The sequence below is a fragment of the Aliikangiella sp. G2MR2-5 genome (assembly GCF_015687155.1).
Taxonomy (GTDB): domain Bacteria; phylum Pseudomonadota; class Gammaproteobacteria; order Enterobacterales; family Kangiellaceae; genus Aliikangiella.
In genome coordinates, this window is record NZ_JADPQF010000008.1 from 18,614 (window position 1) to 43,119 (window position 24,506).

Genomic DNA, 24,506 nt, shown 5'->3' on the forward strand with positions numbered 1-24,506 from the left:
AAAACTGGTGTGAACATCACTCGATTTACAGACTATGCGTTAAGAGTTCTTATTTATCTTGGGGTTAATGATCAGGAACTTATAACCATCAAGGATGCCGCGGAGCGCTACGGGATCTCCAAGAACCATTTGATGAAGGTGGTACAGGAGCTGAGTGCCAAAGGCTATGTTGAAGCCATTCGGGGGAAAAATGGCGGGATAAGGCTCAATCGTCCACCGCAGGAAATTCGAATTGGCGAACTGGTTCGAGGATTTGAGCAGGACTCGACTCTGGTTGAATGTTTCGGCGCCAATAATCAATGTGTAATCACTCCGGCGTGTATGCTCAAGCCCATGTTTGCAGAAGCGATGAATCAATTTTTTCTCTATCTGGAGAAATTTACCCTGGCCGATCTTTTGAAAGGATCGGGTAAGACAAAGCTCGATCAAATATTGGGTTCGTCAATTATTTCGACTTCAGTCAAAAGTGCTGACGAAATTAATCTAGATTTAAAATAGAGGTGTGAAGTAATGGGCTTGCTATCAAACGGTCAGGTAACTTATCAGAAAGCTTCAGGTTCCGGCATTCCTCTTTTTCGACTGGCGTTTCGTCCTTTCTTCTGGCTTGGCCCACTATTTGGCGTGTTAAGTATTTGCTTATGGGGGCTGGTGTTTTCCGGTCATATTGAATTTTCCCCATTTGGAGGTAGTTATTTCTGGCACGTACACGAGATGCTATTCGGCTTCACCGTTGCGATTATCGTCGGCTTTTTGCTGACTGCCGTTCAAAATTGGACCGGTGTTTCCAGTATCAAAGGCATGCCGCTCGCTTTACTGGTTTTGTTATGGGGATCTGCTCGTCTGCTCATGGCCTTTCCCCATCTAACGAGCGATCTTGTCGTCCGCATCGTCGATTTACTATTTTTACCGCTTGCAGCTTTTGCTTTTTCTATTCCGATTGTTAAAGCCCGAATGTGGCGTAATTTATTTCTTGTTCCTGTGCTGCTATTTATGGGCGCGCTAAACATTTTGATGCACTTTTCTATTATCGGTAGTTTCTCAGTTTCTTTCATCGAAATCAGTCATATGATGGTTGTACTTGTCAGTTTGGTCATTTGTATTATCGGCGGACGGGTATTTCCGATGTTTACTGCCAACGGGACGCGAACGCCTCGAGTGCTGGCGCTTCCCTGGTTGGAGAAAACGGCCATTATTTCAATATTGCTCAGTATTCTGGTCACGGTTCTAGTCACGATACCGTCTGTTGAATTACCTAAAACTTTCGCTGCTTTGATTTACTTAATTGCCGGGGTTGCCAACTTTGCCAGAGCCTGGCGCTGGCAAATCTGGGTCACTTTTTCGACACCATTGGTTTGGTCATTACACCTGAGCTACTGGGCCGTATGCTTAGGTTTCATTATGTTGGGGCTGGCTCAGTTTGACGTTCTGACCAATGCTTCTTTGGCCTACCATGCGATTACAGTCGGCGGGATTAGCTGGATGGTTTTGTCGATGATTTCCAGAGTTTCTCTCGGCCATACCGGTAGACCTATTCAGGTAGGCAGAATAATGCTGGCGGCTTTTTTACTGATGGGACTGGCATTTCTAACGCGTGTTATAGCGCCACTTCTATTTGACGCTTATTCAAGCTTGGTCTTAATTTCGTCAATGTTATGGGGCGGCGCTTTCGTCACTTTTCTGATTATTTATACGCCGATCCTTTTTGCTGCAAGAGTGGATGGCGGGCAGGGATAATAACGATCTTTATATGACACGCTGTACATTGCGAGCATTCGTATTCTTTCTGTGATGAGTAATCCACAATCTGAATTTGAGAAAGGTCGGGCGAAATGTTTAATTATTTAATCAGTAAGCAGGTTAACACCAAACGGCCTTTTTATTTTTTGGCTTCACTATGGGCGGTTATTTGTCCTGTCATTTTTCTGCTCTCATTTTTTGCCAACTTGGGTTTCAGCATCGATGTCGTTGAGCACGGTCGAGGTATGCTGTTTGGGTTTACCAGCGCGTTAATTACCGGATATTTAGCCGGGCCGCGTCGTGTTCTTGAAGTTATCTGGTTGGTGGGGCTATGGAGTGTAACCCGCTTGGTCGAGTTATTTAGCGCCGAGCATGAACTGTCTCTCTGGATGTATGGGGTTTACGGTTGTCATGTGGCTTTTATTATTGCCCCCAAGTTTATATCTGCCAAAAAATTAAGAAACAAATTGATGTCGCCGACACTGGCCATTTTGATTGGCTTTCCTGTGCTACTGGTTATATTTAATTCGACTTCGATTTATCAAGCCGATTTTGTTTTTATTTTCTCGCAGCTGTTGACCATGCTGATGTTTTTTATGGGCGGACGAATTATCTCTCCCATGATCGTCAAAGCGAGTATGAAAAATAATTATAGAATTCCCCACCGAGTGCAACCCAATATTGAAGGCGCAACTATTGCGTTGATTATTTTTTCGGTAGTGCTGCGAGCTTTAAATCTTGATTGGCTGGCTCCGTATAACCGCTACCTTCTTTCTGGCACACATGCTGCGATAGCTTTGCTAATTGTCACTAGAATTTGGCGCTGGACACCCACAAGTCTGTCAAAACGGAATGGTGCTATTTGGGCTCTGCTAACCGGATACCTGTGGATGGCATTGGCGCAACTAACGCTGGGCGTAAATGTTTTGCAAGAGCAAGTGGACATTTCGAGTTTGCATCTTATCTCTGTTGGCGCACTTGGTTTAATGTCCAGCAGTATTATGACGCTGGCGGTAAGCAAGCAGCGCCAGACATCAACGGAGATTTATTTTTCCTTTCTGATACTCATCAGTGGAGCTGTGATATTGCGTTATATTGCGAGCTGGCTACCGGATTATTACCGGTTACTTTTGAGTATAAGTGTGGTGTTTTGGTGCACTACATATTTATTGGTCCTCAAAGAGGTGTTGGCTATGAAACTTCCGGAGTGGAAGCTAAGGGGCAGGTAATTAGGCCCTGATAGATTTCTATCTCCTATAATTGAATTCTGAGCGAGGGGATAAAAGCTACTCAACACAATGTGAGAGGCCGAAGTTTTAATCCAGATAGTTCTGTTGCTTGTGAAGGTTTTATAATCTCGCCAGGTTGTGATTATGGCCAACAAAAACCTTCCCGCCGTACATCTGTCCCAACTATTTTCTATTTATCACAAACCTTTAGTAATCAATCAGTTGCTCAAATAAATTTGACTCAACTTTAGTCAAATTTGCTAGCAGGATGAGTTGATGGGCAGTGAGCAGAATAACTTTCAAAAGATTGATTTTACCGTAAATGGCAAGCCAGTAAGCCTGATGGTTGAGCCAAATAAACCATTGCTCTGGGTGTTGCGTGATGAACTCAATTTAAAAGGTACCAAGTACGGTTGTGGACTATCGACTTGTGGAGCCTGTACTTTGCATCTGGATGGTCAGGCCGTGCGTTCTTGCGTATTGCCTGTTTCTGCCTGTCAGGGAAAGGAAATTACTACAGTCGAAGGACTTTCCGAAGATGGAGAGCATCCAGTGCAAAAAGCCTGGGTGGAGGCTGAAGTTCCCCAATGCGGCTATTGTCAGAGTGGACAAATCATGCAGGCAACTGCGCTTTTAATGACAAATCCCGAACCAGACAATGCCACCGTTAATCAATATATGTCACAAGTGCTTTGTCGATGTGGAACCTATCCCAGAATAAAAAAAGCTATCGGACTTGCCTCTGAGCTAATCAAAGAAAAGGGAACATCACTGTGAGCTTAAATCGTCGTGAATTTTTGAAAGCATCTTTGAGCGTAAGTAGCGGCAGTTTGCTGTCCTTTTCTGTTATTACATCTGCTAGTGAGGAGCCCGGCAGCGAAGCTGATGCAGAACTGTCACCCTATCCTTTCTTATCAATCGATGACAAAGGCAGAGTCACCTACTTTACTACCCGCTCTGATCTTGGACAGGGCAGCATCACCGGGATTTGTCTAATCATTGCCGACGAGCTAGGAGTTGAGCCCGATGACATAACCGTCGACTTCAAAAGTCCACAGGAAAGACATTGGGTTGGGACTGGCGGAAGCTCTGGTACTTATTCTGTGTACCGCTACCATCGGCCTCGTATAGCTGCGGTCAGGCAGCTATTAATCAATGCTGCTGCTAAGCTATGGCAGGTATCGAGCAGTCAGTGTGAGGTGAGCAATGGTTACGTTTGCAAGAATGGAACAGAAGAAAAGGTTTCATATGGTCAGCTGGTGGCGCTTGCCAAAATGCTTGAACTACCTGATGAAAAAGCCGTTGAAGTGTTCGAGCCCGATAAATTTCGCTGGATTGGAAAGTCGCGCAGGTTAAACCACATTGCAAGTATTGTGACTGGGGAAGCTAAGTACGGTATCGATATTGAGCTGCCGGAAATGCTGTTTGCTTCTATCGAGCGTTGCCCTTATCCGCGAGGCAGTATCAGGTCATTCGACTTGAAAGCGGCAAAAGCTTCTCCGGGAGTGGTCGAGGTCACTGAACTAAAAGGAAGCGGCTGGGAAGGGCAAGCACAATATCGGCCGACAGGTATTGCTGTTATCGCAAAAAGTGCCTGGCAAGCACAACAAGCGCGTGAAAAACTTTCGGTTGAGTGGAAGTGTCCACAAAGTGACTTGATAAATGATGCATCGATTGACCGATATTATTCGCAAAAATTAAAGCAGGCAGGTGTCGTTGTACATCAAAAAGGAGATTACATCAGGGAGTTAAGTCTCGCCGAACACAAATTGGACGCAGTTTATAAAACCCCATACTGGAATCATGCTCCACTTGAACCAATGAATGCGACCGCAGTGGTTAATGATAGCCGTTGTGAAGTCTGGTCGGGCTGTCACCTACAAACAATCCTGCAAACCGAGCTGATGGAGCTACTTGGCTTTGAAAGTGAACAGGTGATTATTCATACCCCTTTAATTGGTGGGAGCTTTGGTAGACGCCTCTATCGAGATTATGCAATTGAAGCCGTCCTTTTAGCACAGAAAATAAAAAAACCGATCCAGGTTTTATTTAATCGTCTGGATGAATCAAAGCACGGTCAGTATATGCCCGCTGCGCATATCCAGATGACAAGCGGAATCCGAAAGAACGAAAAGAATACTCCGTTTGCAAATTCGCTGCATGTACGAGCGGTGCAAGCCAGCAATGAATCACAACGTACACCTGAAACGTTAAAAGATGGAAAAGATCCTTATCTTCAGTTTGATCCGCTTCGTATTCCCTATGAATTTGAAAACTTGCACTATGAGCAGTGTTACACTCATGAAATGCCTGTTCCCACGGGTTACTGGCGAGGTACCTACGGAAACAACTATTGTTTTGCCTTTGAAAGCTGGATTGACGAACTGGCTATACACCTCAAACAGGACAGATTGGATTATCGGCTTTCATTGCTGGAAAATGACAAGGAACTTTATCCTAAAGTGAGTGATGATGCAGAACAGCTGGATAAAAAGCTGGCCAAGCGAGTTATTAAACGAGCGGCAGAGCTGGCGGACTGGCGAGGAAACAAAAGTGCAGGTCAGGGAAGAGGGATTGCCTGGTGCTGGAGTTTTTTCTATTCCTATGCAGCAGCGGTAGCAGATGTTTCAGTTTCAAGTAAAAAAGAAATTACCGTTAACAAGATTACCATAGTCATTGACTGTGGTATTGCCGTCAACCCGAACATGATAAAAGCGCAGCTTGAAGGCGGTGTGATCTGGGCTTTATCAGCCATGCAAACACAGGTACATTTTGAAGCGGGGAAAGTTGTTAATAACAGTTTTGCGGACTATCCTGTTCTCAACTATAGCCAGTGTCCACCGATAGAGGTTGACATTATTTCATCGCAAAGACCAGCCAGTGGTGTTGGAGAGATTGGCAATATGCCGATATTCGCTGCTGTTTGCAATGCAATTTATGATGCGATTGGAGTAAGAGTTCGAGAGTTGCCCCTAAAAGATTTTCGAATAAAAGCGACTTAAAGAGGTGACAACTTAGTATTTTTCCAAGATCGCAAACTTTTTGGGGGGAAGCTACGACATTGGAGTAGAGAACTCTTCGTTCAATGGTAGAAATAAAAACAATGAAAAAAGTAATACTCGGGTTTTTTAGCATCCTCGTTTTTTTGCTTATCTGTAGCGGATTGGTCTATCTGTTTTTTCCGATCACTCATTTTGCCTGGATAAAACCCGGGGTAACCCAGGCCGACTTACCTAAAGGCTTATCTGGTCAGGTGGTATTTGAAAATATTAACTTGTTACCTCTGGCAAACGAGCAAGTAATTAAAGGTCAAACTCTGGTTGTGGCAGAGCAGCGTGTTACTAACGCTATTGATAGTATAGTTGATACATACAGAATTAATGGTAAGGGACTTTATCTGTTGCCAGGGCTAACAGATATGCACGTCCATCTGTTCGGTGTAGAAAATGATTTACTGCTCTACTTAGCCAATGGTGTCACTCAGATCCGGGTTTTAGGGCAGGAATCTCGGGAAGTAATGAGGTGGAGAGATCAGATCCGAGACGCTAAAAGGCCCGGACCAGTAATGAAAGTATTCTGGCCTATGATAGAGAGTAACAACAGGGGCTTCGCCTTTGGAGAATATTTTGCGTCGGAAGGTGGTAAAGTCTACGTGTCGAGTGAGCAAGAGCTTAGAGAGATAGTAAGCGATGCAAAAGAGAAAGGTTCTGACGGTATCAAAGTCCATGGTGTAAAAGAAAAGTCTGTTCTTATGTCAGCAATGAAGTTCGCCGTTGACAATGAACTGCTGGTTGAAACTCATGTCCCTGAACAGCTTACGTTTTGTAAAGACCGTATGCGTTGTTGGCAGGAATTTCTGGAAATCAACACTCATTCTGTCGCACATCTTGAAGAAATCGTAAAAGTGGTCAACTGGGATAATGGCTTGTCGAATCAAGAGGTTCAACAGGTTGCAAAAGATATTGCGGAGCGAAAGATTCAGATAACAAGCACTGTTGCTTTTATCAATAATATATCTACACAAATACAAGGACTTGAAGAAGAGCTAAATTCATCGCCCCAGGTCAAATATCTGCATCCTCAAGTTTTTGATGGATTTTGGCGTCCGGGTCACAATGATTATCAAAAGCTCAATCTTAAAACGCTTTTACCGTACAATGAAGCCCACAAAAGACTCATTCGGGCGATGCAAGAAGCCGGTGTTAAGTTACTCGCAGGGAGTGATGCCAGCGTTCCAATTTCTTTTCCCGGAAGCAGTTTGCTCGAAGAACTGGAAACTATGGTTGACTACGGCTTGACGCCGCTCGAAGCGCTGCAGACCGCGACTATAAATCCGGCAGCATACTACAAGAGTGCAGAAACGTTTTCACCATTTCGACCTGGTGCGCAAGCGAATTTCGTGTTGCTGAGGGCTAATCCTTTGCTTGATATAAAAAATATTCGGCAAATTGAAGGCGTAATGGTCAATGGCCGCTGGTTTTCTCGAAGTGATCTTGAGCAGATGCTGAGAAACATTGAAAATCATAATAGAGATTTAAAACAGACGCTGACTATTTTCAAACTTCTATTAACTGTTTTGATGGCTGGTCTGGTATTACTATCTGGATATTGGTTGAGCAAGAGGGTATTTTAAGCTAAGCGTTTCTGGTCTCCACAAGTAACGATTTTAAAACGTCTCGATAACTTTTGCTGATTATAAAATGAGTGCCACAGTTGAGTTGTACTTTATGATCTCCGCAGCTTCTCGGGGTGATCGACTGAATACAATTTCGTGCGACAATTGTAGAGCGATGTATTCTGATAAATAATGAAGGGTCCAGCATTTGAATCATCGCTTTCATCGTTTTTCGGATAAGAAAATTATCCTCGTTAGCATTTATTTCCAGATAATTTCCTGCCGCTGAAATAAAGCAGATATCATGGACATCAAGCAGAACTTTACTATTACCTTTGATCACCATTAATTGCTTTGCGTATTGTTTTTCTTGTTCCAGTTCGCTTTGCTGACTTTCTGAATGGGTTGAGGTACTTTCTCCCGCGCACATAATCAATAGTGTACCAGCGATAACAACCGCTGAATAGACGACTAGTCCAATATAGAGCTCATTAAAAAACTGTTTACTGAAGGTGTGAACAGAAAGTTCAGTGCTAAAGAGAACACTTGCAATGGTGGATAACAGAATTGCGGCCAGTGAAAATAGCAAAGCATGTAACATGTAATTTTTCAGGTGCATAATAGCAAACTGGCGAGCAACTATTTTTCGAGAGTCCAGGATTGCAAGCGGGCTTAATAGTGCCCAGCTCCACCAATATTGACCTGCCCATATTAGCGACTGTTGAAAGGAGTGAGCGCTATCACTCATCAATGTTTCGTAGCTATAGCAATTGAGCGCTACAATCAGAATAAAGCTCGACCAGAATAAATAAAGTGCTTGTAACGACTTGACTGAAAAGACAAATTTTTTTCCAGGGTATTGGATTTCGTGGGCCAGAGTTTGAAACATTTTTAATAGCACTTTTAGGTTCAATCACCGCATTATAACTGGCAGACAAAAGGACACAAGCGGTTGAATGTATCCAATGGTTTCAAAATACGGATATCTGACTATTTCCAGTAAAGTTTGAATTTTGCTTGAATTGTCGACCAGTTAAGCTGAATGCTGACTGTCTACGTTAAAAGCCTGCAGTTGTACAAGCGGTTTATTTTGCTCCGCTTGTTTGCGGAGGAATCGGTTGCGGCACCGGGTTATTGATCGCTTTGACACTCTGCAGATAAGTAAATATAGCCTCCAGATCTTTATCAGACAGTGCATTTAGAGAAAACCACGGCATCGGTGGCAAAATGTCTCTTCCGACTCCCATATGCTTACCTGTTCGCATGGATTGAATAAATATTTCTGAAGTCCAGCTTCCGAGTCCGGTTTCTTTATCTGGTGTGAGATTAGCTGAAAAGCTTATTCCCCAGGGGCCTACCCAGGCCGTTAAATCATGATTGGTTATTGCGCCCCAGCTATTCGGCCCTATAATTTGAGTGGGAACCGGAGGAAGTTTTGATGAAGACTGGTGACCGGATAAGAGTTTATCCGGATCAAGTTCGGGACCATGGGGAGTCATTATTTTGGGGGTGTGGCAATCATTGCAGCCGCCAAAATTAACCAGATATTCGCCGCGCGCTACCAATTCAGACCTATCTTCTTTATCTGATGGTTGTGCATATGCATTAATTAATGAAGTGGTCAGAAACGCGCTCAGGATGAAAATTGATAGTTTGGTTTTCATAGACGACCTCCCGGTAGCTAGTGGCAATTCCATTGAAAAGCTAACTTCAAGAAGCTAACTTTAAGAAAATAACTATAGACTATTTAGCTAGTTGCTGCGGGTATGTTATCTGACCGATTCCTGTTGATGCTTGATAGATGTCTTAGCGTGTACAGCTCTTTAGGCTCTATGAAATTTTAACTGCAGCATTGCTTGGACTTGACTAAAGAACTGTAGTTCAATAGCAAAAAGTCGGTCAGATTCGGAAGGTTAATCTGAAGTTTGAACGTATTTAGTCCTTTCACCGGAACAGGATAAGAAGTGAAAAAAAATAAAGTATTTGTCATTTTTTTGGGGTTTCTAAGCTTTGTTTCCAATGCTCGGGAGACTGAACTATTTAATTCAGAACTTTTTTCTCCAATATTTTTCACCGCCAATGCCAATCGAAATTTACCTAATAAACAGATTCTAAAGTTAGCTCAAGACGAGAGAGGTTTTATTTGGGTTGGTACCCGAGGTGGCGTATTCCGCTTTGACGGCTACGGCTACCAAAAATTAATCCCGTCAAATCCGTCGGCTGATTTATCGAGTATCTATGTTCGCTCAATGATAGCAGAAGGTGACTTTTTGTGGATCGGTACCATGTCTAGCGGTGCATTTCGGGTAGATTTAAGGACACTACACACTTCGCATTACATACATGATCCTGAAAATGCTGATTCTCTGGGTGGAAACCAGGTCAATGGTATCGAAAAGGGACCGGATGGCCATATCTGGTTTGCACACAGTTTCGGGCTCGATCGGCTGGACCTGTCGAGCAACGAATTCAGACACTTTCAATCTCAGGATAAGCCCGATGATCGTTATCACAATTATTTGTTGGATCTGACTTTTGACGCAGATGAAAAGCTTTGGTTATCAACAGCAAAAGGACTGGCTTTTTTCGATTCGATATCGGAAAAATTTTTGCTATTTAATCAAAAAAACTTTCCTCAGCTGAGCAATAATAAACTTGATGGAGTCGTCATCAGACGATTATTCCTGGCTAGTGATGAACGCCTCTGGCTGGCGACACAAAAGCAGGGAACCTATATTGTTGAACCGAAAAAAAGCGAGGTTATGAAGTTGGATGACTCAGCTAATCGAAAGGGGGTTGTCAATACCTCACTTGTTGAGGTTGCGGCTAAAAGCGGGGGGAAGCGACAAATTTGGATTTCCGGAATGACAGGTATTGAAATACGTGATGCTGACAGTGGTAAATTATTAAAGGAGCTGCGCGGTAATTTGCTGAATGAGTTTGGCTTGCGCGGAGATACTGTGTATCCGATTATGCGTTCGACCTCCGGAATGGTCTGGTTAGGGGTGAATGATTTTGGTTTGCAATATTTTAATCCCGATACCTCGAGCTTTTTATATCTGGATCGGTTTTCCGAGTCGTTGCAGGCGCTTTTTTCAACCTTTATTCATAAGGTCATTCCAGTTAATGAATTTGAACTATTGATACTTACCGAAAAAGATGCCTATCGTCTGAACTTGTTGAGCGGAGCGCTAACCCAGTTTTTTCCTGAAGCGCAATCATTGCCGAAAAATCTGGCTGGCGGGATCATCGACAAAGATAGAGCTTACTGGTTAGGTGGTGGTAATGGTGATTTATATCGGGTCAGCAGTGATTTAAAAACAGTAATAAAATATGAGTTACCATTAACCAAGAATGAAGGGGTATTTGTTCGTAATATCGTTGAAGGTCAACAAGGTGAATTATGGGTCGGTTCCGATCGAGGGCTGGTTAGACTCAACCTAGACAATATGACATTTGATAAACTGAAAAATGAAGATGGCTCTCCATTTATAAGTTTTGTGCGTAATTTATTTGTCGACTCTAACAATCGACTCTGGATTGGTACAACTAGCGGACTGGGTGTCGTTGAACCTGGCGATGACCGAGTGGTTTTCTATTCCAAAGAACAGCGAACAGAGAAAACTTTAAGTCATAATACCATTTATCAGGTAATTGAAAACCAGCAAGGAACCATTCTGGTTTTTACTCGTTCTGGTATTGAGCAGCTAATTACCGATACCAAAGACAAAAAGATTTTCAAATCTTTTGCTCGAGAGGCTACAAAGCAATTGAATGTAGAAGACCGCCTGCTACAAATTGATGACAGGCGGTACTGGCTAGGTCATCAGTTTATTCTTGATCAAGAAGGACAAATAATCAGTCAATTTGGTGAAGCTGACGGCGTAATTAAAAATGGTCGAGGAAACGATATTTTTAAACTAAACTCCAGATACATAATGAGAGTGACTCCGGGATGGATTATGCTCATGGACCTTACCACAGAATCCACTTGGGACTATCAGCCTCAAACTGCAGTAACCGAGTTAATGATAAGCAACCAGACAAGAGAGTTCGACTTTTCCAGGCCCGAAATTCGGTTAACTGCTTCGGATGACCGCTTTTCTGTCCGCTTTGCGTCACTGGATTTTTCGGATCCGGACTCTAATCAATATCGCTATAAACTTGAAGGTTACGATAAAGAGTGGATCTCGACGCCATTTGATATTCGGCAGGCAAAATATACGAGCTTGCCTCCCGGAAGATATGAACTGTTGCTGCAGGGAAGTAATCGAAACGGTATCTGGCCTGTAACATCAGCGAGAATAGAGGTAACAGTTGAACCTAAGTATTATCAAACGCTATGGTTTATGCTGCTGGTTCTACTTAGTGTTTCATTTCTTTTTTATGGACTGTTGCGTTGGCGACTGGCGGTGGTAAAGGCTAAGCAAATGGAACGCTTTGAAAAAAAGGAAGCGATTCAGCGTGCAGAAATGATGACTGAGCTAATGGATCAGAAAAATAAAATGTTGGCTGAAGTGACACATGACTTAAGAACTCCTCTGGCCACGGTTAAGGTTCAACTGGAAGCATTACAGGATGGGGTGTTAAAAGCCGATGAAAAAACTTATGAAACATTGCAAAACAGGATTGCCAATCTGAGTCAGTTAGTGAGCGATCTGTATCAATTGTCATTAACTGAAAGTAGTGCTCTTGTGCTCAACAAAGTTCGTCTCTCTATTAATCATTTATTAGAAGATATGGTTACCTCCTTCAGACCTATGTTTCAGCAAAAGTTTATCGAATTGGAGTTTTTGGAAAAAACAAAATCCGAACTCTATATTCTTGCTGACCAGGGGCGCCTGTCTCAAGTAATCGGTAATTTGTTGAAAAATAGCTATCGTTACACTGATTCAGGTGGGCGCGTGAATGTACTCCTTGCTTCAAGCAAACAATATATTAAAGTTATTATCGAAGACAGTGAGCCGGGTATTTCAGAAGATGAGCTGAATAAAATATTTGATCGATTATATCGTGCTGACTCGGCTAGGGGACTAGAGTCCTCTGGTTCCGGGTTGGGACTTTGGATTTGTCAGTCGATTATTCAGGCGCATGATGGTGAGATAAAGGCGAAATTATCGCCCATGGGAGGATTATCGATTACTATAGAGCTTCCACGAATAACTGAAAAACAAAACCAATAATCGAGAAAGGCAATACCGAATGGCACACAGGATATTCATTGTAGAAGACGAAAAAGAAATTGCTTCGGTGGTTGAAATGTACCTTAACGCAGATGGCTTTGAGACGCAGGTCTTTCATGAGGGAACGAATGTCACTGAGGCTATAAAACATAGCAGGCCGAGCGTGGTATTGCTTGATTTAATGCTTCCTCAAAAAGATGGGGTAACCATTTGTAAAGAAGTTCGAGAGTTTTCCGATGTGCCCATTATTATGACCACTGCCAAAGTTGAGGAAGTTGATCGCTTGCTAGGGCTTGAGATCGGAGCCGATGATTATGTGTGCAAACCATACAGCGTAAAGGAGCTTGTGGCACGAGTAAAAGCGGTTACTCGTCGCTTGGATAACAAAGTCAGTCAATCGTCCCCAGAAATGGTTGTTAATGCCGACAATCACACGATTCAATTTCGGGGGCAGACTATCAGTCTGACAACCGTTGAGTTTAATCTGTTTCATTTACTTTATACGAATCCCAATCGGATCTATTCTCGACAACAGATCCTCGATCAGGTGTATTCTGACTATCGAGTCATCTCTGATCGCACCGTTGATAGTCATATTCGAAATTTGCGTAAAAAACTGGCCGAACTGGAAACCCCGGAAGAACCCGTTCGGTCGATTTATGGCGCGGGCTATAAATATGAGCCGTGGTACTGAATAAACTGAATAATGAATAAGAATCTTATGACAAGGGAGTGTTCGAGGAATGAAAAATAATTTCTGCATATTGTCTGCACATTGCTATGGTCTACTTTAGGGCCAGTGTAATTTGAGACCGTCTATGTTTACCAAGCAAGCGTTTTTACGTTTTATTACCGCCAATATCGAATATAAAGATGATATCGCATTATTGCGTAAGCTAGTGATCATCAATGCCCTGATTTTAGCAATTATTCTGCTTTTTTCGATTTTTTCTCTGTATAACCTGGCTCGAGATGAATGGTTGGTTGCATCGCTTGATCTGGCAGGACTGCTGGTGTGTGGCTACGCCTACTTTCAATTATACGCTAACAAACGGCTCGATTTTGCTGTATTTACTGTAAGCGTAACGCTCATCGCCTTTTTATTGGCGTTGGCTTATGTGGGACAAAACCGCGAATACAGTCTGATCTGGACCTTCTTTTTGCCCCTCTTTGTGTTTATGCTGAACGGGCGAAAAACCGGCAGTTGGATGATGCTCGTTTTTTATGGAATCTTGATTCCGATGGCCTTCATTTATATTGGTGAATGGCAAAATGGTGACTGGACCTTTACCAGTTTTTTACGTTTCTCAATAGCATCGATGGTAATGGTCTATACCTGTTATTACAGTGAGTTGGCGATGGAAAAGTCATATAAAAGTTATAAAGAAGCTCAGCAGGAAGAAAAACGCTTGTTGGACGAGCGTAATGCGATGATGCTGGAAACATTGGAAAAACAAGATAAACTGTTAACCGACGTGTCGCACGAATTTCGCACGCCGTTATCCGTCATGCGCATGCAGTTGGAAGCCTTACAGGACGGCGTAGTGAAAGAGCCGAAAGAGGCGTATCAAAAGTTACAGTCTAAAATATCCGAACTGGATTGTTTGATTCATGACCTGGTACAGGCTTCCAATCTAGGCAGGGAACATCACGGCAGGAATCGTCAAACACTCGATTTAAAATCGTTGCTCGATGAAGTTATTCAGATGTACCAATCCAGGTTTGCTGACGCCAATTTGCAATTGACTTACTCAGCAATTGATGAGGATTGTTTTGTTCACGTCGATCGCGACAATATGAAAGTTGTTTTCGATAAGTTGCTGGACAACTGTCTGCGTTACACTGATGCGCCGGGACAAGTGGTGGTGTCTGTAAAGAAAACTGAAGAGGGTGTAACCATTGGTATTGAGGATTCGGCGCCGGGTGTTCGCAAACACGATCATGTTAAGTTGTTTGATCGGTTATTTCGTGTCGAGAATTCTCGCAATCGCGAAACTGGCGGTGCTGGACTCGGACTTTCGGTGGCTAAGGCAATCGTCGAGGCGCATAAGGGTTTAATTGCCATAAATTCTTCAGACCTCGGTGGCTTGTCTGTGACCGTAACACTTGCTAGCGCTTAAAAGATCGGATAATACAGTAACGTAGCCAGCAGCCAGCAGCCAGCAGCCAGCAGGCTACATCAAGGCTACTAAACTTCCTATCGCTAGATGCTCGGCTAAGACAGTTCGAGCGGTTAATACAGCTCGGTAAAATCTTAACAAAATTAATCCTCTGCATATTTCCTGCATATTTACCCGATAACCTAAGCACAGTAGAAAAAATTCATTACCCAATAAGGAGAGTACTATGAGTTTCTATCGTTATGTGCATAAGGGAGCCTTAGTAATGGTGGCTCTTTCAATAAACTTGTCAAATGCTTGGGCTGGCTCTGGTGGCGGTACGGTTAATTCAACGCCCACAGAATTTTCATTAGTGAGTTTATACTCTCCAAATAGTAAATCCTTTTTCTCGTTTAAAGATTTAGGACGCACTTCAGAGGGAGATGACTATTTTGGTTTGTGGACTAAAAAGCATACCTATCATAATAGTACTTATTACCCTTATCATTCTGACGAATCGATAATTTTTGAGTTGGTTGATGATAATGATAATAATAATTGCATATCAAATAATGACACTGTTGCTATTTCCGATCCGACTACAGGCGCTTATTTGGGCGGATATAATCACGGTTATTTCAATTCAAATCAACATGTTATTCAGCACAAGCTATTTAAAAACCCTGAAAAAGTACCTACCTATAAAATATTTAATTTATCGGGTGGTTGCTTAAACCGAAATGGTATGCAAACTTTCCAGCTTGCTTCGACGGTAGACTTGATTAAAAAGTATTTTTGGAATAATACCGAGTACGCAAAAAAGGCTATTGGCGAAGTTCTTAGTGATAAATTTGGCAATAAAAGCTTTCAGATTAAATCAATGGGGGCTGTGACTAATCAGTTAGCCATAGAGCATTTACATTCAGCTGCTCATAATACACCGGTTGCTTTAGTGAGCTATCAAAGTACCTTTATTAGTGGCGATGGTAAAGCCTATTTACCCACTATTAATGGCGCCAGTGAAAAGTGGGAAATTTTGGCCGTCAATCAGTTTCAAGCGCTACGCCATTATTGCATCCCTGATGGCACCAAAGTCAGATTAAAAAATTCGGGGAATAAAAAGTTTTTAGTGCAAACCGGTTGGACTTTCGGTATGAATGAAACTGGAACCGAATTTGAAATGAAAAACCGAAGCTATGAAGGTGCTTGTATCGATGAAAAAGATGCTTTTTCGTTAATGCTACCTAATGGTGATTTCGTTCAAACCAATCCTGGTCATCACAATATGGATCACCATCAGCCCTTTATTCATAAAACCATGACCTTTGCCTATGTAAAAAATCCTGATCTAGATTTAAGAGTTAATAAAGCGAATCTAACTTTTGAAATTGATATTAACGGTGGCGGTTATGGATTGCCTAAACATGAAGACAACACTATGTCGGTTGACGGTAACGGTAATAGGGCATTTCCTTTTAGCAAAGATGCATTAGCTTCTCATCCTGCTGGTGTCGCTGTTCAGTACAGTTTTCATAGTGACAGCAACAGTTTTTGTGATAACTCTTCATTTTTCTTAAAGCGTTCAGGCTCACAAAACGAGCATAAGTTTTTTGGTGCGACAACAGAAGGAGCATTATCTGCAGCAAAAATAAGAACCGATCGACCACATGTTTTAGCCTGGGAAAGCTTTCGTTTTGTCTTTGAAGGTGACGATAATGATGCCTGTTATACACCAAATCAACTAGAGAATACCTGGGTTAATAGTACAGGTTCGCTTGTGGGGACTCCTTATTACAAAAATTTAACTCGCGGTGGTAATCTGATGCGCATGTGGGATCCTGAGGGAGGTTCACTTGGCTTTTTTGATACCTATTTTTATCCTTTTGGCGCCGATTCATTTATTCAGGTGACTGAACCGCCTGTCGATTTAGGTAATTTTGATGGCAGTATATTAGGTGATTTGGTAAATACTGATCCGTTAGTAGGACTACGCTATTACTTTGGGCCTCCTGAAGTTGGGCAGAATTATGCAACAGAATTATCGGTAACGGGTTTACAAGCACACGATGCTCGTTATCTCGGCAATGTGAATGCTGGTGGCGAAAGGGCTATAGCACAAAGTGAAATGCTTCATAATTGGGAATTTATGACTTTCGAGCCGGTCAATCGCACCTTGTCTCAATGTATACGAGGGGGAGATAAGGTTTATATTCGTACCTATAACGGCCATAGGTTACAGGCGCACCAATTTGACAATGTGGTAGACTCAGATACATACAATCGTTTAACTTGGGAAACCTTTACCATAAAAAAATTAAATGGTAATGCTAACAGTTGTATCAGACACGGTGATACGCTGCAGTTAGATACTTATCATGGAACCCATTTACGTGCGGTTGATGGTTATGTGATCCATGACAGTGAGTACAACGAAAATAACGATCATCAATTCAAATTATTGTTAAATAACTTTGCTCCTCAATAACATTGTTATTTAATAAAGGTTTAGAGAGGTGATTATCACCTCTCTTTTGTTTTAGTGACAGAAAAATGCTGCATTTCAAAAAACTTTCTTTAGCTCTGCTTTCTTCTTTTGCGCTGATATTAGCTTATGTTTATGAACCCTTAGGCTGGTTAGGGTTTGTTGCCCTTGTACCGATTATTTATGCCACTGAAAAAGCAAAAACTAAAGTGGATATTTTATGCTGGATAATTTGCATTTTTGTATACGCAGCTGTGGTGTATTTTCGTATGCCACAAATGTTATTGGAAAAGGCAACAAGTTCGGCTTGGATAGCTTATCCGAGTACGTTCTTATTTATCCTCTGGCAAACGCTACCATTTATGGTGTTCGCTCTATGTCGCTTTAAAATTAAAATAATGGGTGAAGGCGCAAATGTTTTTCTTCTCGCTGCCACATTAACGCTGCTTAGCTTTTTTCATTGGTCTCCTCTACCGCTTATTATCAGCAGTCAGCTTGAAATCCCGGTTTTATTTTTACAAGTGTTAGATATTGGTGGTTTGCCTTTGGCTGATTTTCTCATTTATGTGGTTAACTTTTCGTTCGCGAAATTATTGTTCGCATTGAAAGATGATAAAAAACAACAACTGAGAAAACACATAGTCACCATTTCGGCTGTTTTATCAACCTTGATTATTTATGGTCTATTTTCTATTTATCGGTTTGGTACGAATGAGGAACAAAATTCACAAAACAGCATTTCTGTCGGTTTAGTGCATACAAGTTTTGCCTATAATGTTTCAAAAAAGGCAGAGCTGAACAAACTTTTAGAGTTAACCCGTTCATTAAAGTCGGCGCAACAAAATATCAACTTAATTGTTTGGCCGGAGCTACCTAATCCACCTCGTCAACGAGCAGACATCAATTTAAAAAGGGTGATTTCACAACTTAATAAAGAATTTAATTCCCCAGTGCTCACGCATAATCTGGCATTTTCCGATAAGCATAGTGGGTTTAACAATCAACCTTATCGATATAATCTGGTTTCTTTATTTGATGCTGAAAAAATAGTTGCTGAACATAAAAAGCAATTGCTGTTGCCTTTGGTTGAGTACCTGCCTATGGAAAATTTATTACGCGATGTTTTTCCCAAGCCTGCTTCCTATATTCCTGGAGAAGGCAGCTCGGTTTTGACTCTTGCGAATGGCGTCATGATTGCGCCACTAATATGTTACGAGTCAGATTTTCCTGATTACTCCATGCAAGCGGTTAATCTGGGCGCTAATTTATTAATCAATGTTGTTAACGATACCTGGTCACAAAACCATTTAAATGCACGTAAGCATTTTCGTTTAGCGCAAATGCGTGCCATTGAGTTACGAAAATCAATCATTCGTGTGACTAACAATGGTTACAGTGGAGTGGTTTACTCTTCTGGAAAAGGCCAACGAATATATGCTCCCGGAGAATATTCTTCACAGCTAAAATCGGTACCATTGAGTGAGCATCGAAGCTTATATTTTTATTTGGGAGACTGGGTGTTTTGGGGATGTCTATTAATTATCGTTTGGCAATTTTTGCGTTATAGATATTTTTGAATGATTCATTATTTTGGATAGACTCTCGTACCTTTTACAATATAAGCAATTCTAAAAATCTGACTCTGCATTTTTCCTGCATATTTGCTCTGTAAAGTACACGCTAATCATTATCTTTGGACGCGCGTGGAGTAATAATGCAACAAATTAATGGCATTTCAATTAACCGAATCCAGTGTTTAGTTCGCCTTAAACAGGTGTTGTTGATCATTGGTTTACTGATGACCAACCTCGTGTCGGCCTCAATTGAATCGGGCAGTGTGAGCCCCAAATTGAGTACAACGCCTGTCGACGTGGGATTAACCAACAGCGAACAGCGCAGTGTGTTTGTGCAAGTCGTGAACCCAATAAAATCCGGCGAAGCTCAGGAAGTTGGCAATGGCCAATGGCGATTCAACACCAGTGACGGTAGCAACACTTCTGATCTATCCGCTTACTACATTGCCATCGATGGCGCTCCAGCATTATTGGGTGTACCCAGCGAAGCCGGTACCTTAGTGGTTGGCGAAAACAATGAAATTGAAGACCTCTGGACCGATCGTATTTTCAGTCGTCCCGTCGTCTTCGTTTCATTTGAAGATCCAAGTAGCACTTCTGGCGCGATTATCGTACCGACTGCGCCGATCACTTCTGGAAATCAATTCTTATTTGACATTCGTTTCGCCGAAGGTGTTTCAGCCAATTTTGCGGGCGCTAAAGTCCATTATTTTATTGCGGAAGAGGGTTGGCACCGTTTAGTGGATGGCCGCATGCTGTTGGTGTCTAGCACAGAACTTAAAGATACTGGTTTTAGTGGTAAAACCATCGAGCTAGGTGCGACTTTTAACGACGCGGTGACCGTGGCGCAATTGCAACGACCCATGCTATTCCATAACGGTACTTTATTTAGAAACTTATTGGATATGGAAACCTATCAAGGTGCTACTGTCACCGCAGGTATTGGTGATATTTCCAGTGTTAGCTTGCGCTTGATGCAAGAAAGAAATGCCGAAGAGAGTTATGGAAGTAGGGTGTTTGCAGGCCGCGTGGGTTTTATGGTGTTGGGTAATCTCACCAGTATTGCTAACACGATAAAAACGCATCTGGATACCAGTACCAATATCCGTGGTGGCAGCTATTTAACGGTACCCAAATCACATTTTCAAAATTACCCGCACAGTGCGGCGACCTCGCCCTTGTTAAACAAAGCTGCCTGTGCCGAGGATGACGATGTACAAAACTATTGTATTTACTTATCGATGCCCGTCGATGTGTTTAGTCGTGGCCTGTTTGACACCCCACGTTTGCCTTATGTCGATAGTGACTTTGAACCGCTTGAAATGGAACGTACGCTGTATTCAGAAGCCTACGACAATTGGGAAGCCGTGGTTAAAGCTGAAATGGCAGCGCCGGTTACCGACGCCGACAATCAACCGATAACTGGTACCTTAGCGCAGATGTTTCCCAACTTTGTTGCTGATCGAGGCTGGGACCATGTACTCATAGGTAGTAATAATTACTGGCACTGGTTTGCTACCTACCATTACAACACCTGTGTTTTTGATAGCGTAAATACTGCCTGTGTCGATTACGCGCCGGGTGATACCATTATTGAAGACAGAACTTTTGAGTGGATCCCGACGACGTCTTTATATGATTACGAAGAGCGTAATACAATTGGCTTGCACGCACCAGCGGATACCGCTCAGGGTTTTTTTATTGTCAACGATAGCGGTTTAAATGATAAAGGCTCATACAGCGAAAGACTCACTCCGCCAAGTTGGGCTGCTAACCAAACCCTTGATTATTTAAATTTTGATGTGCCAACTGACGCTAAACTTTTAAAGGTGCATCAACAAAGTCAGGATCGCAAAGTGACGATTGAGCGCCTCGCGGAACCCTGGCAATTTGCTTATGCCAGAATCGATGCGTCTTTGACAGAAGTATGGTGCGACAGTTGTGAGACCATTCCTACCTACAATTATGGAGCCTTCCAGGCAACGGGTAATTTGACGTATCAGTTTGCGGTTTATCCTGAAGATTATCATTACCTTATGGATTCGCTGCCTCATATGTCCTATACCGGTGAGTCGCATGTTAAGCCTCAGGTTGCCAAAGTGGGGCAAAATATCCGTGTTGGCGACTATCTTTTTGCCAATATCGCCTACTCCATTGAAGCGACGAATTTTGTCTGGCTGCGCTCTGCTACTGGAAAAGTTGATGACGCTGTGGTTGTTGCGACCAATCAATTGGGTTATCAGGCAACGGTAGATGATGGCAATTCCTACGTCACCATGTGCATGACGTTTAACAATAGTCAACGTTGTGGCAACTGGATCAAAGTAGGGCAAATACCGTTCGCAACCAATGTAAAGGTTAAGCCGCAATACGCCGAGCCATTAGCGGGGGCTGGTTTAATCGGCCAATACACTTATATTGCACCAAACAATAATGCTTACGATGGGTTGGAGTATCAAAGTCTTTACCAGTGGCAATATGCGCAGTCTGACACTTGGGTGGACTATGCGGGTGAGAATGAAATCACCTTTCAGAAAGATGTAGCTGCCGGTACGGTGATTCGTTTTTGTGTGACGCCCAGCAGCCATCTACAGTCTGGCCCAACCGAGTGCTCTGTTGGCGTGAAGATGCAACTGGATACCGATGGTGATGGCATATCCGATGATTGGGACATCGATGATGACAATGATGGCTATGCCGATTGGGAAGATAGATTCCCTATCGATGCCAGTGAATATTTGGATACAGACAGAGACGGAATTGGCAATAACGCCGATTTAGATGATGATAATGACGGCATCAGTGATGAAGATGAGCTTGCCGGTTTAACCGACCCACTAAAATACGATACTGATGGTGATGGTACCAGTGACTCAGAAGATCCATTCCCAACCAGCTATGGCAACTTTCCGGATTTTGATAACGATGGTTTAGACGATACGGTTGATGATGATATCGATGGCGATGGTGTTGTTGATTTTATCGAGTTAACCTTTAATGGTGAAACCTTTCTACGTCGGCTTGATGATGATCCCTACAGCCCTTGCGTATCCAATCATATTACGGTTACCAGCAATGCTGACAATGGCCCAGGCTCATTACGGCAGGCACTGATTGATTTATGTCCAAGTGAGGTTTATTCGGAGTTAAGCGTCATTGATTTTAGTGATGCGATGACCATTACATTGCAAAGCCCACTGCTAATTAAAAAAGGCGTTGAAATTAACGCTAATCATAGCGTTGTGCTTGATGCGCAAGGACAAAGTGGCATTTTTTATGTAGCGATGACGGCTGGGCTTGCGGGTACACAATTTCCACATCTGATCGGGCTTACGTTGCGCAATGGGGCATCCTATCAAGCCGATGACTTAGTCGCTTCAACTGATAGCGGAAACGGCAGTGCTATCCATATGCAATCGAACTCAACTGTTATTCTTGACTCGGTATTAATCGAAAACATGACAGCGCCTGCTATTAATGGCGATGACTTCGATCTGTATATGGAAAACAGCCTTATCGCTAATGTAAGTGGCAGGGCATCAGCTGTGCGCACCACTGATGGGCAAATTTCTTTGTTCTCCAGCACCCTTTACAACAGTGAAGGCGGAACCATTGCTATTTGGGGTGACGGTAAAGCCCAGTTACGTAATAGCCTGCTGTTAAAAGGCCCAAATGGCTCAACCGTGTGTAATGTTTCAAATTGGGAACAACAAACCGCCAGTTGGGTAGAAGACAGTGAATGTGGCATTAGCTCAACGGGGACCGTCGAGTTAGCCGATCCGGATAACGGTGACTACCGCCCAATACCCGGCAGCGCAAATATCGACACGGGTGAGACCGGTGAACTTCCATCAGACGCAGTAGACTTGCTCGGTAATGCCCGTTTAATGGGCGAATACAATCCGGATAATCCAGAAGAACTGGGCGGACCGATTTATCCTAAGCTCGATATCGGTGCGATTGAATATGATTTTTACGGTGATTTTGATGGCGATGGTACCGATGATTTGAACGATGCTTTCCCGTTAGATGTCTCTGAATCAGCTGACACGGATAATGACGGCGTGGGCGATAACAGTGATGCATTTCCCGACGACGCTGACGAAACCATGGATAGCGATGGCGATGGCATAGGTGATAACGCTGATCTCGATGATGATAACGATGGTTACAGCGATAGAGTTGAAATTGACGAAGGGAGCGATCCGCTTGATGCAACATCGACACCATTAGATACGGATCAGGATGGCGAGCCCGACAGTACTGATACTGACGACGATAATGATAGCGTTCCTGACAGTGAAGATGCCTTTCCGTTAGACGCTACAGAGTCGGTGGACACTGATGGAGATGGGATTGGTAACAACGCTGATACTGACGACGATAATGATAGCGTTCCTGACAGCGAAGACGTCTTCCCGTTAGACGCTACAGAGTCGGTGGACACTGATGGCGATGGGATTGGTAACAACGCTGATACTGATGACGACGGTGACAATGTTGCCGACAGTGAAGACGCCTTTCCGTTAGACGCTACAGAGTCGGTGGATACTGATGGTGATGGGATTGGTAACAACGCTGATACTGATGACGACGGTGACAATGTTGCCGACAGCGAAGATGCATTCCCATTGGACGAAACTGAGTCTGAAGATACAGACGGTGACGGTATCGGTAACAATACCGATACTGATGATGACAATGATGGTTATTCTGATGCGATAGAAGTCGCGGTCGGCTCTGATCCGCTCGATTCAAACAGTCGACCACTTGATACCGATTTGGATGGAATTCCTGATTCAATAGATACTGATGATGACAATGACGGTGTTGTCGATAGTGACGATACCTTCCCTTTGGACAGTTCTGAATCAGTAGACACCGATGGTGATAGTATTGGCAATAACGCCGACTTGGACGACGATGGCGATAATGTTGCTGACAGCGAAGATGCCTTCCCGTTGGACAGTTCTGAATCAGTGGACACCGATGGTGATGGGATCGGTAATAACGCCGACTTGGACGACGATGGTGATGGTGTGGCCGATAGTGATGATGCCTTCCCGTTGGACAAATCTGAATCAGTAGATACCGATGGTGATGGTATTGGTAATAACGCCGACTTGGACGACGATGGCGATAGTGTTGCTGACAGCGAAGATGCTTTCCCGTTGGACAGTACCGAGTGGCTCGATACTGACTTGGATGGCGTTGGTGACAATGCGGACAGCGATGATGATAACGACGGTATTTTAGATGTGAACGATGCCGAGCCTCTTTCTGTTCAACAAACCAGTGGTGGCGGTTCAATGTTCTGGATGTTGTTATTCTTGACTCTTCTGACGATGCGAAAAAGAACTAGTACTTTGAAAAAGAGCAGGGCGTAGTAATTAGAAATATTGGTAGGTTGGGTTGAGGTACTAAACCCAATAATTTCAAAAGTAGGGGGTTGCCGATACAGTAACATTGTTCTTGAGTTTATTTGTTGGGTTAGCAAGGCTAACCCAACCTACCAGGCTGAATTCAACAAACAACAAGGATTAAGAAACAATAAAAAATTTCACTCGCCTGTAAACCATTTCGCCAT

14 protein-coding genes are annotated in these 24,506 nt (G+C 43.0%); 12 read left to right on the forward strand and 2 right to left on the reverse strand.

Annotated features, from left to right (window positions below; genetic code table 11):
* Window positions 1-9: 9 nt before the first annotated feature.
* From IYN84_RS19290 to IYN84_RS19315, 6 genes are all read left to right on the forward strand, one after another.
* On the forward strand, window positions 10-498 hold the full coding sequence (locus IYN84_RS19290) for an Rrf2 family transcriptional regulator (protein ID WP_196140912.1): 489 nt from the start codon (window positions 10-12) through the stop codon (window positions 496-498).
* A gap of 12 nt (window positions 499-510) precedes the next feature.
* Window positions 511-1,734 (forward strand): NnrS family protein, encoded by a 1,224-nt coding sequence (locus IYN84_RS19295; protein ID WP_196140913.1) that lies wholly within the window; start codon window positions 511-513, stop codon window positions 1,732-1,734.
* Window positions 1,735-1,829: 95 nt separating this feature from the next.
* The gene (locus IYN84_RS19300) at window positions 1,830-2,966 is read left to right on the forward strand and encodes an NnrS family protein (RefSeq protein WP_196140914.1); all 1,137 of its coding nucleotides are present in this window, start codon (window positions 1,830-1,832) and stop codon (window positions 2,964-2,966) included.
* Between the two features lie 276 nt (window positions 2,967-3,242).
* Window positions 3,243-3,743, forward strand: a complete 501-nt coding sequence (locus tag IYN84_RS19305) for a (2Fe-2S)-binding protein (protein ID WP_196140915.1) — start codon at window positions 3,243-3,245, stop codon at window positions 3,741-3,743.
* Window positions 3,740-5,968 carry a molybdopterin cofactor-binding domain-containing protein gene (locus tag IYN84_RS19310; protein WP_196140916.1) on the forward strand — a complete coding sequence of 743 codons (2,229 nt, stop codon included), beginning with the start codon at window positions 3,740-3,742 and terminating at the stop codon, window positions 5,966-5,968. Before IYN84_RS19305 ends, IYN84_RS19310 begins: the two co-directional genes overlap by 4 nt.
* A gap of 101 nt (window positions 5,969-6,069) precedes the next feature.
* Window positions 6,070-7,599 carry an amidohydrolase family protein gene (locus tag IYN84_RS19315; RefSeq protein WP_196140917.1) on the forward strand — a complete coding sequence of 510 codons (1,530 nt, stop codon included), beginning with the start codon at window positions 6,070-6,072 and terminating at the stop codon, window positions 7,597-7,599.
* A gap of 1 nt (window position 7,600) precedes the next feature.
* Here IYN84_RS19315 and IYN84_RS19320 read toward each other — a convergent pair whose 3' ends face one another.
* Both IYN84_RS19320 and IYN84_RS19325 read right to left on the reverse strand, forming a co-directional pair.
* A complete protein-coding gene (locus IYN84_RS19320) occupies window positions 7,601-8,470 on the reverse strand; it encodes a LytTR family DNA-binding domain-containing protein (protein ID WP_196140918.1) in 870 nt (289 codons plus the stop codon).
* 196 nt (window positions 8,471-8,666) lie between these two features.
* Window positions 8,667-9,245: a diheme cytochrome c-553 gene (locus tag IYN84_RS19325; protein ID WP_196140919.1), complete on the reverse strand. Its 579-nt coding sequence runs from the start codon at window positions 9,243-9,245 to the stop codon at window positions 8,667-8,669.
* A gap of 300 nt (window positions 9,246-9,545) precedes the next feature.
* Here IYN84_RS19325 and IYN84_RS19330 point away from each other — a divergent pair, with 300 nt between their 5' ends.
* From IYN84_RS19330 to IYN84_RS19355, 6 genes are all read left to right on the forward strand, one after another.
* A complete protein-coding gene (locus IYN84_RS19330) occupies window positions 9,546-12,764 on the forward strand; it encodes an ATP-binding protein (RefSeq protein WP_196140920.1) in 3,219 nt (1,072 codons plus the stop codon).
* A gap of 19 nt (window positions 12,765-12,783) precedes the next feature.
* Entirely contained in the window at window positions 12,784-13,458 is a 675-nt protein-coding gene (locus IYN84_RS19335; protein ID WP_196140921.1) for a response regulator, read from the forward strand.
* 112 nt (window positions 13,459-13,570) lie between these two features.
* Window positions 13,571-14,884, forward strand: coding sequence for a cell wall metabolism sensor histidine kinase WalK (locus tag IYN84_RS19340; protein WP_210330738.1), 1,314 nt, complete (start codon window positions 13,571-13,573; stop codon window positions 14,882-14,884).
* Window positions 14,885-15,110: 226 nt separating this feature from the next.
* On the forward strand, window positions 15,111-17,348 hold the full coding sequence (locus tag IYN84_RS19345) for a hypothetical protein (RefSeq protein ID WP_196140923.1): 2,238 nt from the start codon (window positions 15,111-15,113) through the stop codon (window positions 17,346-17,348).
* 65 nt (window positions 17,349-17,413) lie between these two features.
* The gene (gene lnt / locus IYN84_RS19350; RefSeq protein ID WP_196140924.1) at window positions 17,414-18,922 is read left to right on the forward strand and encodes an apolipoprotein N-acyltransferase; all 1,509 of its coding nucleotides are present in this window, start codon (window positions 17,414-17,416) and stop codon (window positions 18,920-18,922) included.
* Window positions 18,923-19,059: 137 nt separating this feature from the next.
* The gene (locus tag IYN84_RS19355; protein WP_196140925.1) at window positions 19,060-24,306 is read left to right on the forward strand and encodes a hypothetical protein; all 5,247 of its coding nucleotides are present in this window, start codon (window positions 19,060-19,062) and stop codon (window positions 24,304-24,306) included.
* The last annotated feature ends 200 nt before the right edge of the window (window positions 24,307-24,506 follow it).

Excerpts from the sequence above, each read along its gene's own strand:
- IYN84_RS19295 (WP_196140913.1), top strand. The coding sequence starts at position 511 with ATGGGCTTGCTATCAAACGGTCAGGTAACTTATCAGAAAGCTTCAGGT.
- IYN84_RS19305 (WP_196140915.1), top strand. The coding sequence starts at position 3,243 with ATGGGCAGTGAGCAGAATAACTTTCAAAAGATTGATTTTACCGTAAAT.
- IYN84_RS19355 (WP_196140925.1), top strand. The coding sequence starts at position 19,060 with ATGCAACAAATTAATGGCATTTCAATTAACCGAATCCAGTGTTTAGTT.
- IYN84_RS19300 (WP_196140914.1), top strand. The coding sequence starts at position 1,830 with ATGTTTAATTATTTAATCAGTAAGCAGGTTAACACCAAACGGCCTTTT.
- IYN84_RS19320 (WP_196140918.1), bottom strand. The coding sequence starts at position 8,470 with ATGTTTCAAACTCTGGCCCACGAAATCCAATACCCTGGAAAAAAATTT.
- IYN84_RS19325 (WP_196140919.1), bottom strand. The coding sequence starts at position 9,245 with ATGAAAACCAAACTATCAATTTTCATCCTGAGCGCGTTTCTGACCACT.
- IYN84_RS19345 (WP_196140923.1), top strand. The coding sequence starts at position 15,111 with ATGAGTTTCTATCGTTATGTGCATAAGGGAGCCTTAGTAATGGTGGCT.
- lnt (WP_196140924.1), top strand. The coding sequence starts at position 17,414 with ATGCTGCATTTCAAAAAACTTTCTTTAGCTCTGCTTTCTTCTTTTGCG.
- IYN84_RS19335 (WP_196140921.1), top strand. The coding sequence starts at position 12,784 with ATGGCACACAGGATATTCATTGTAGAAGACGAAAAAGAAATTGCTTCG.
- IYN84_RS19315 (WP_196140917.1), top strand. The coding sequence starts at position 6,070 with ATGAAAAAAGTAATACTCGGGTTTTTTAGCATCCTCGTTTTTTTGCTT.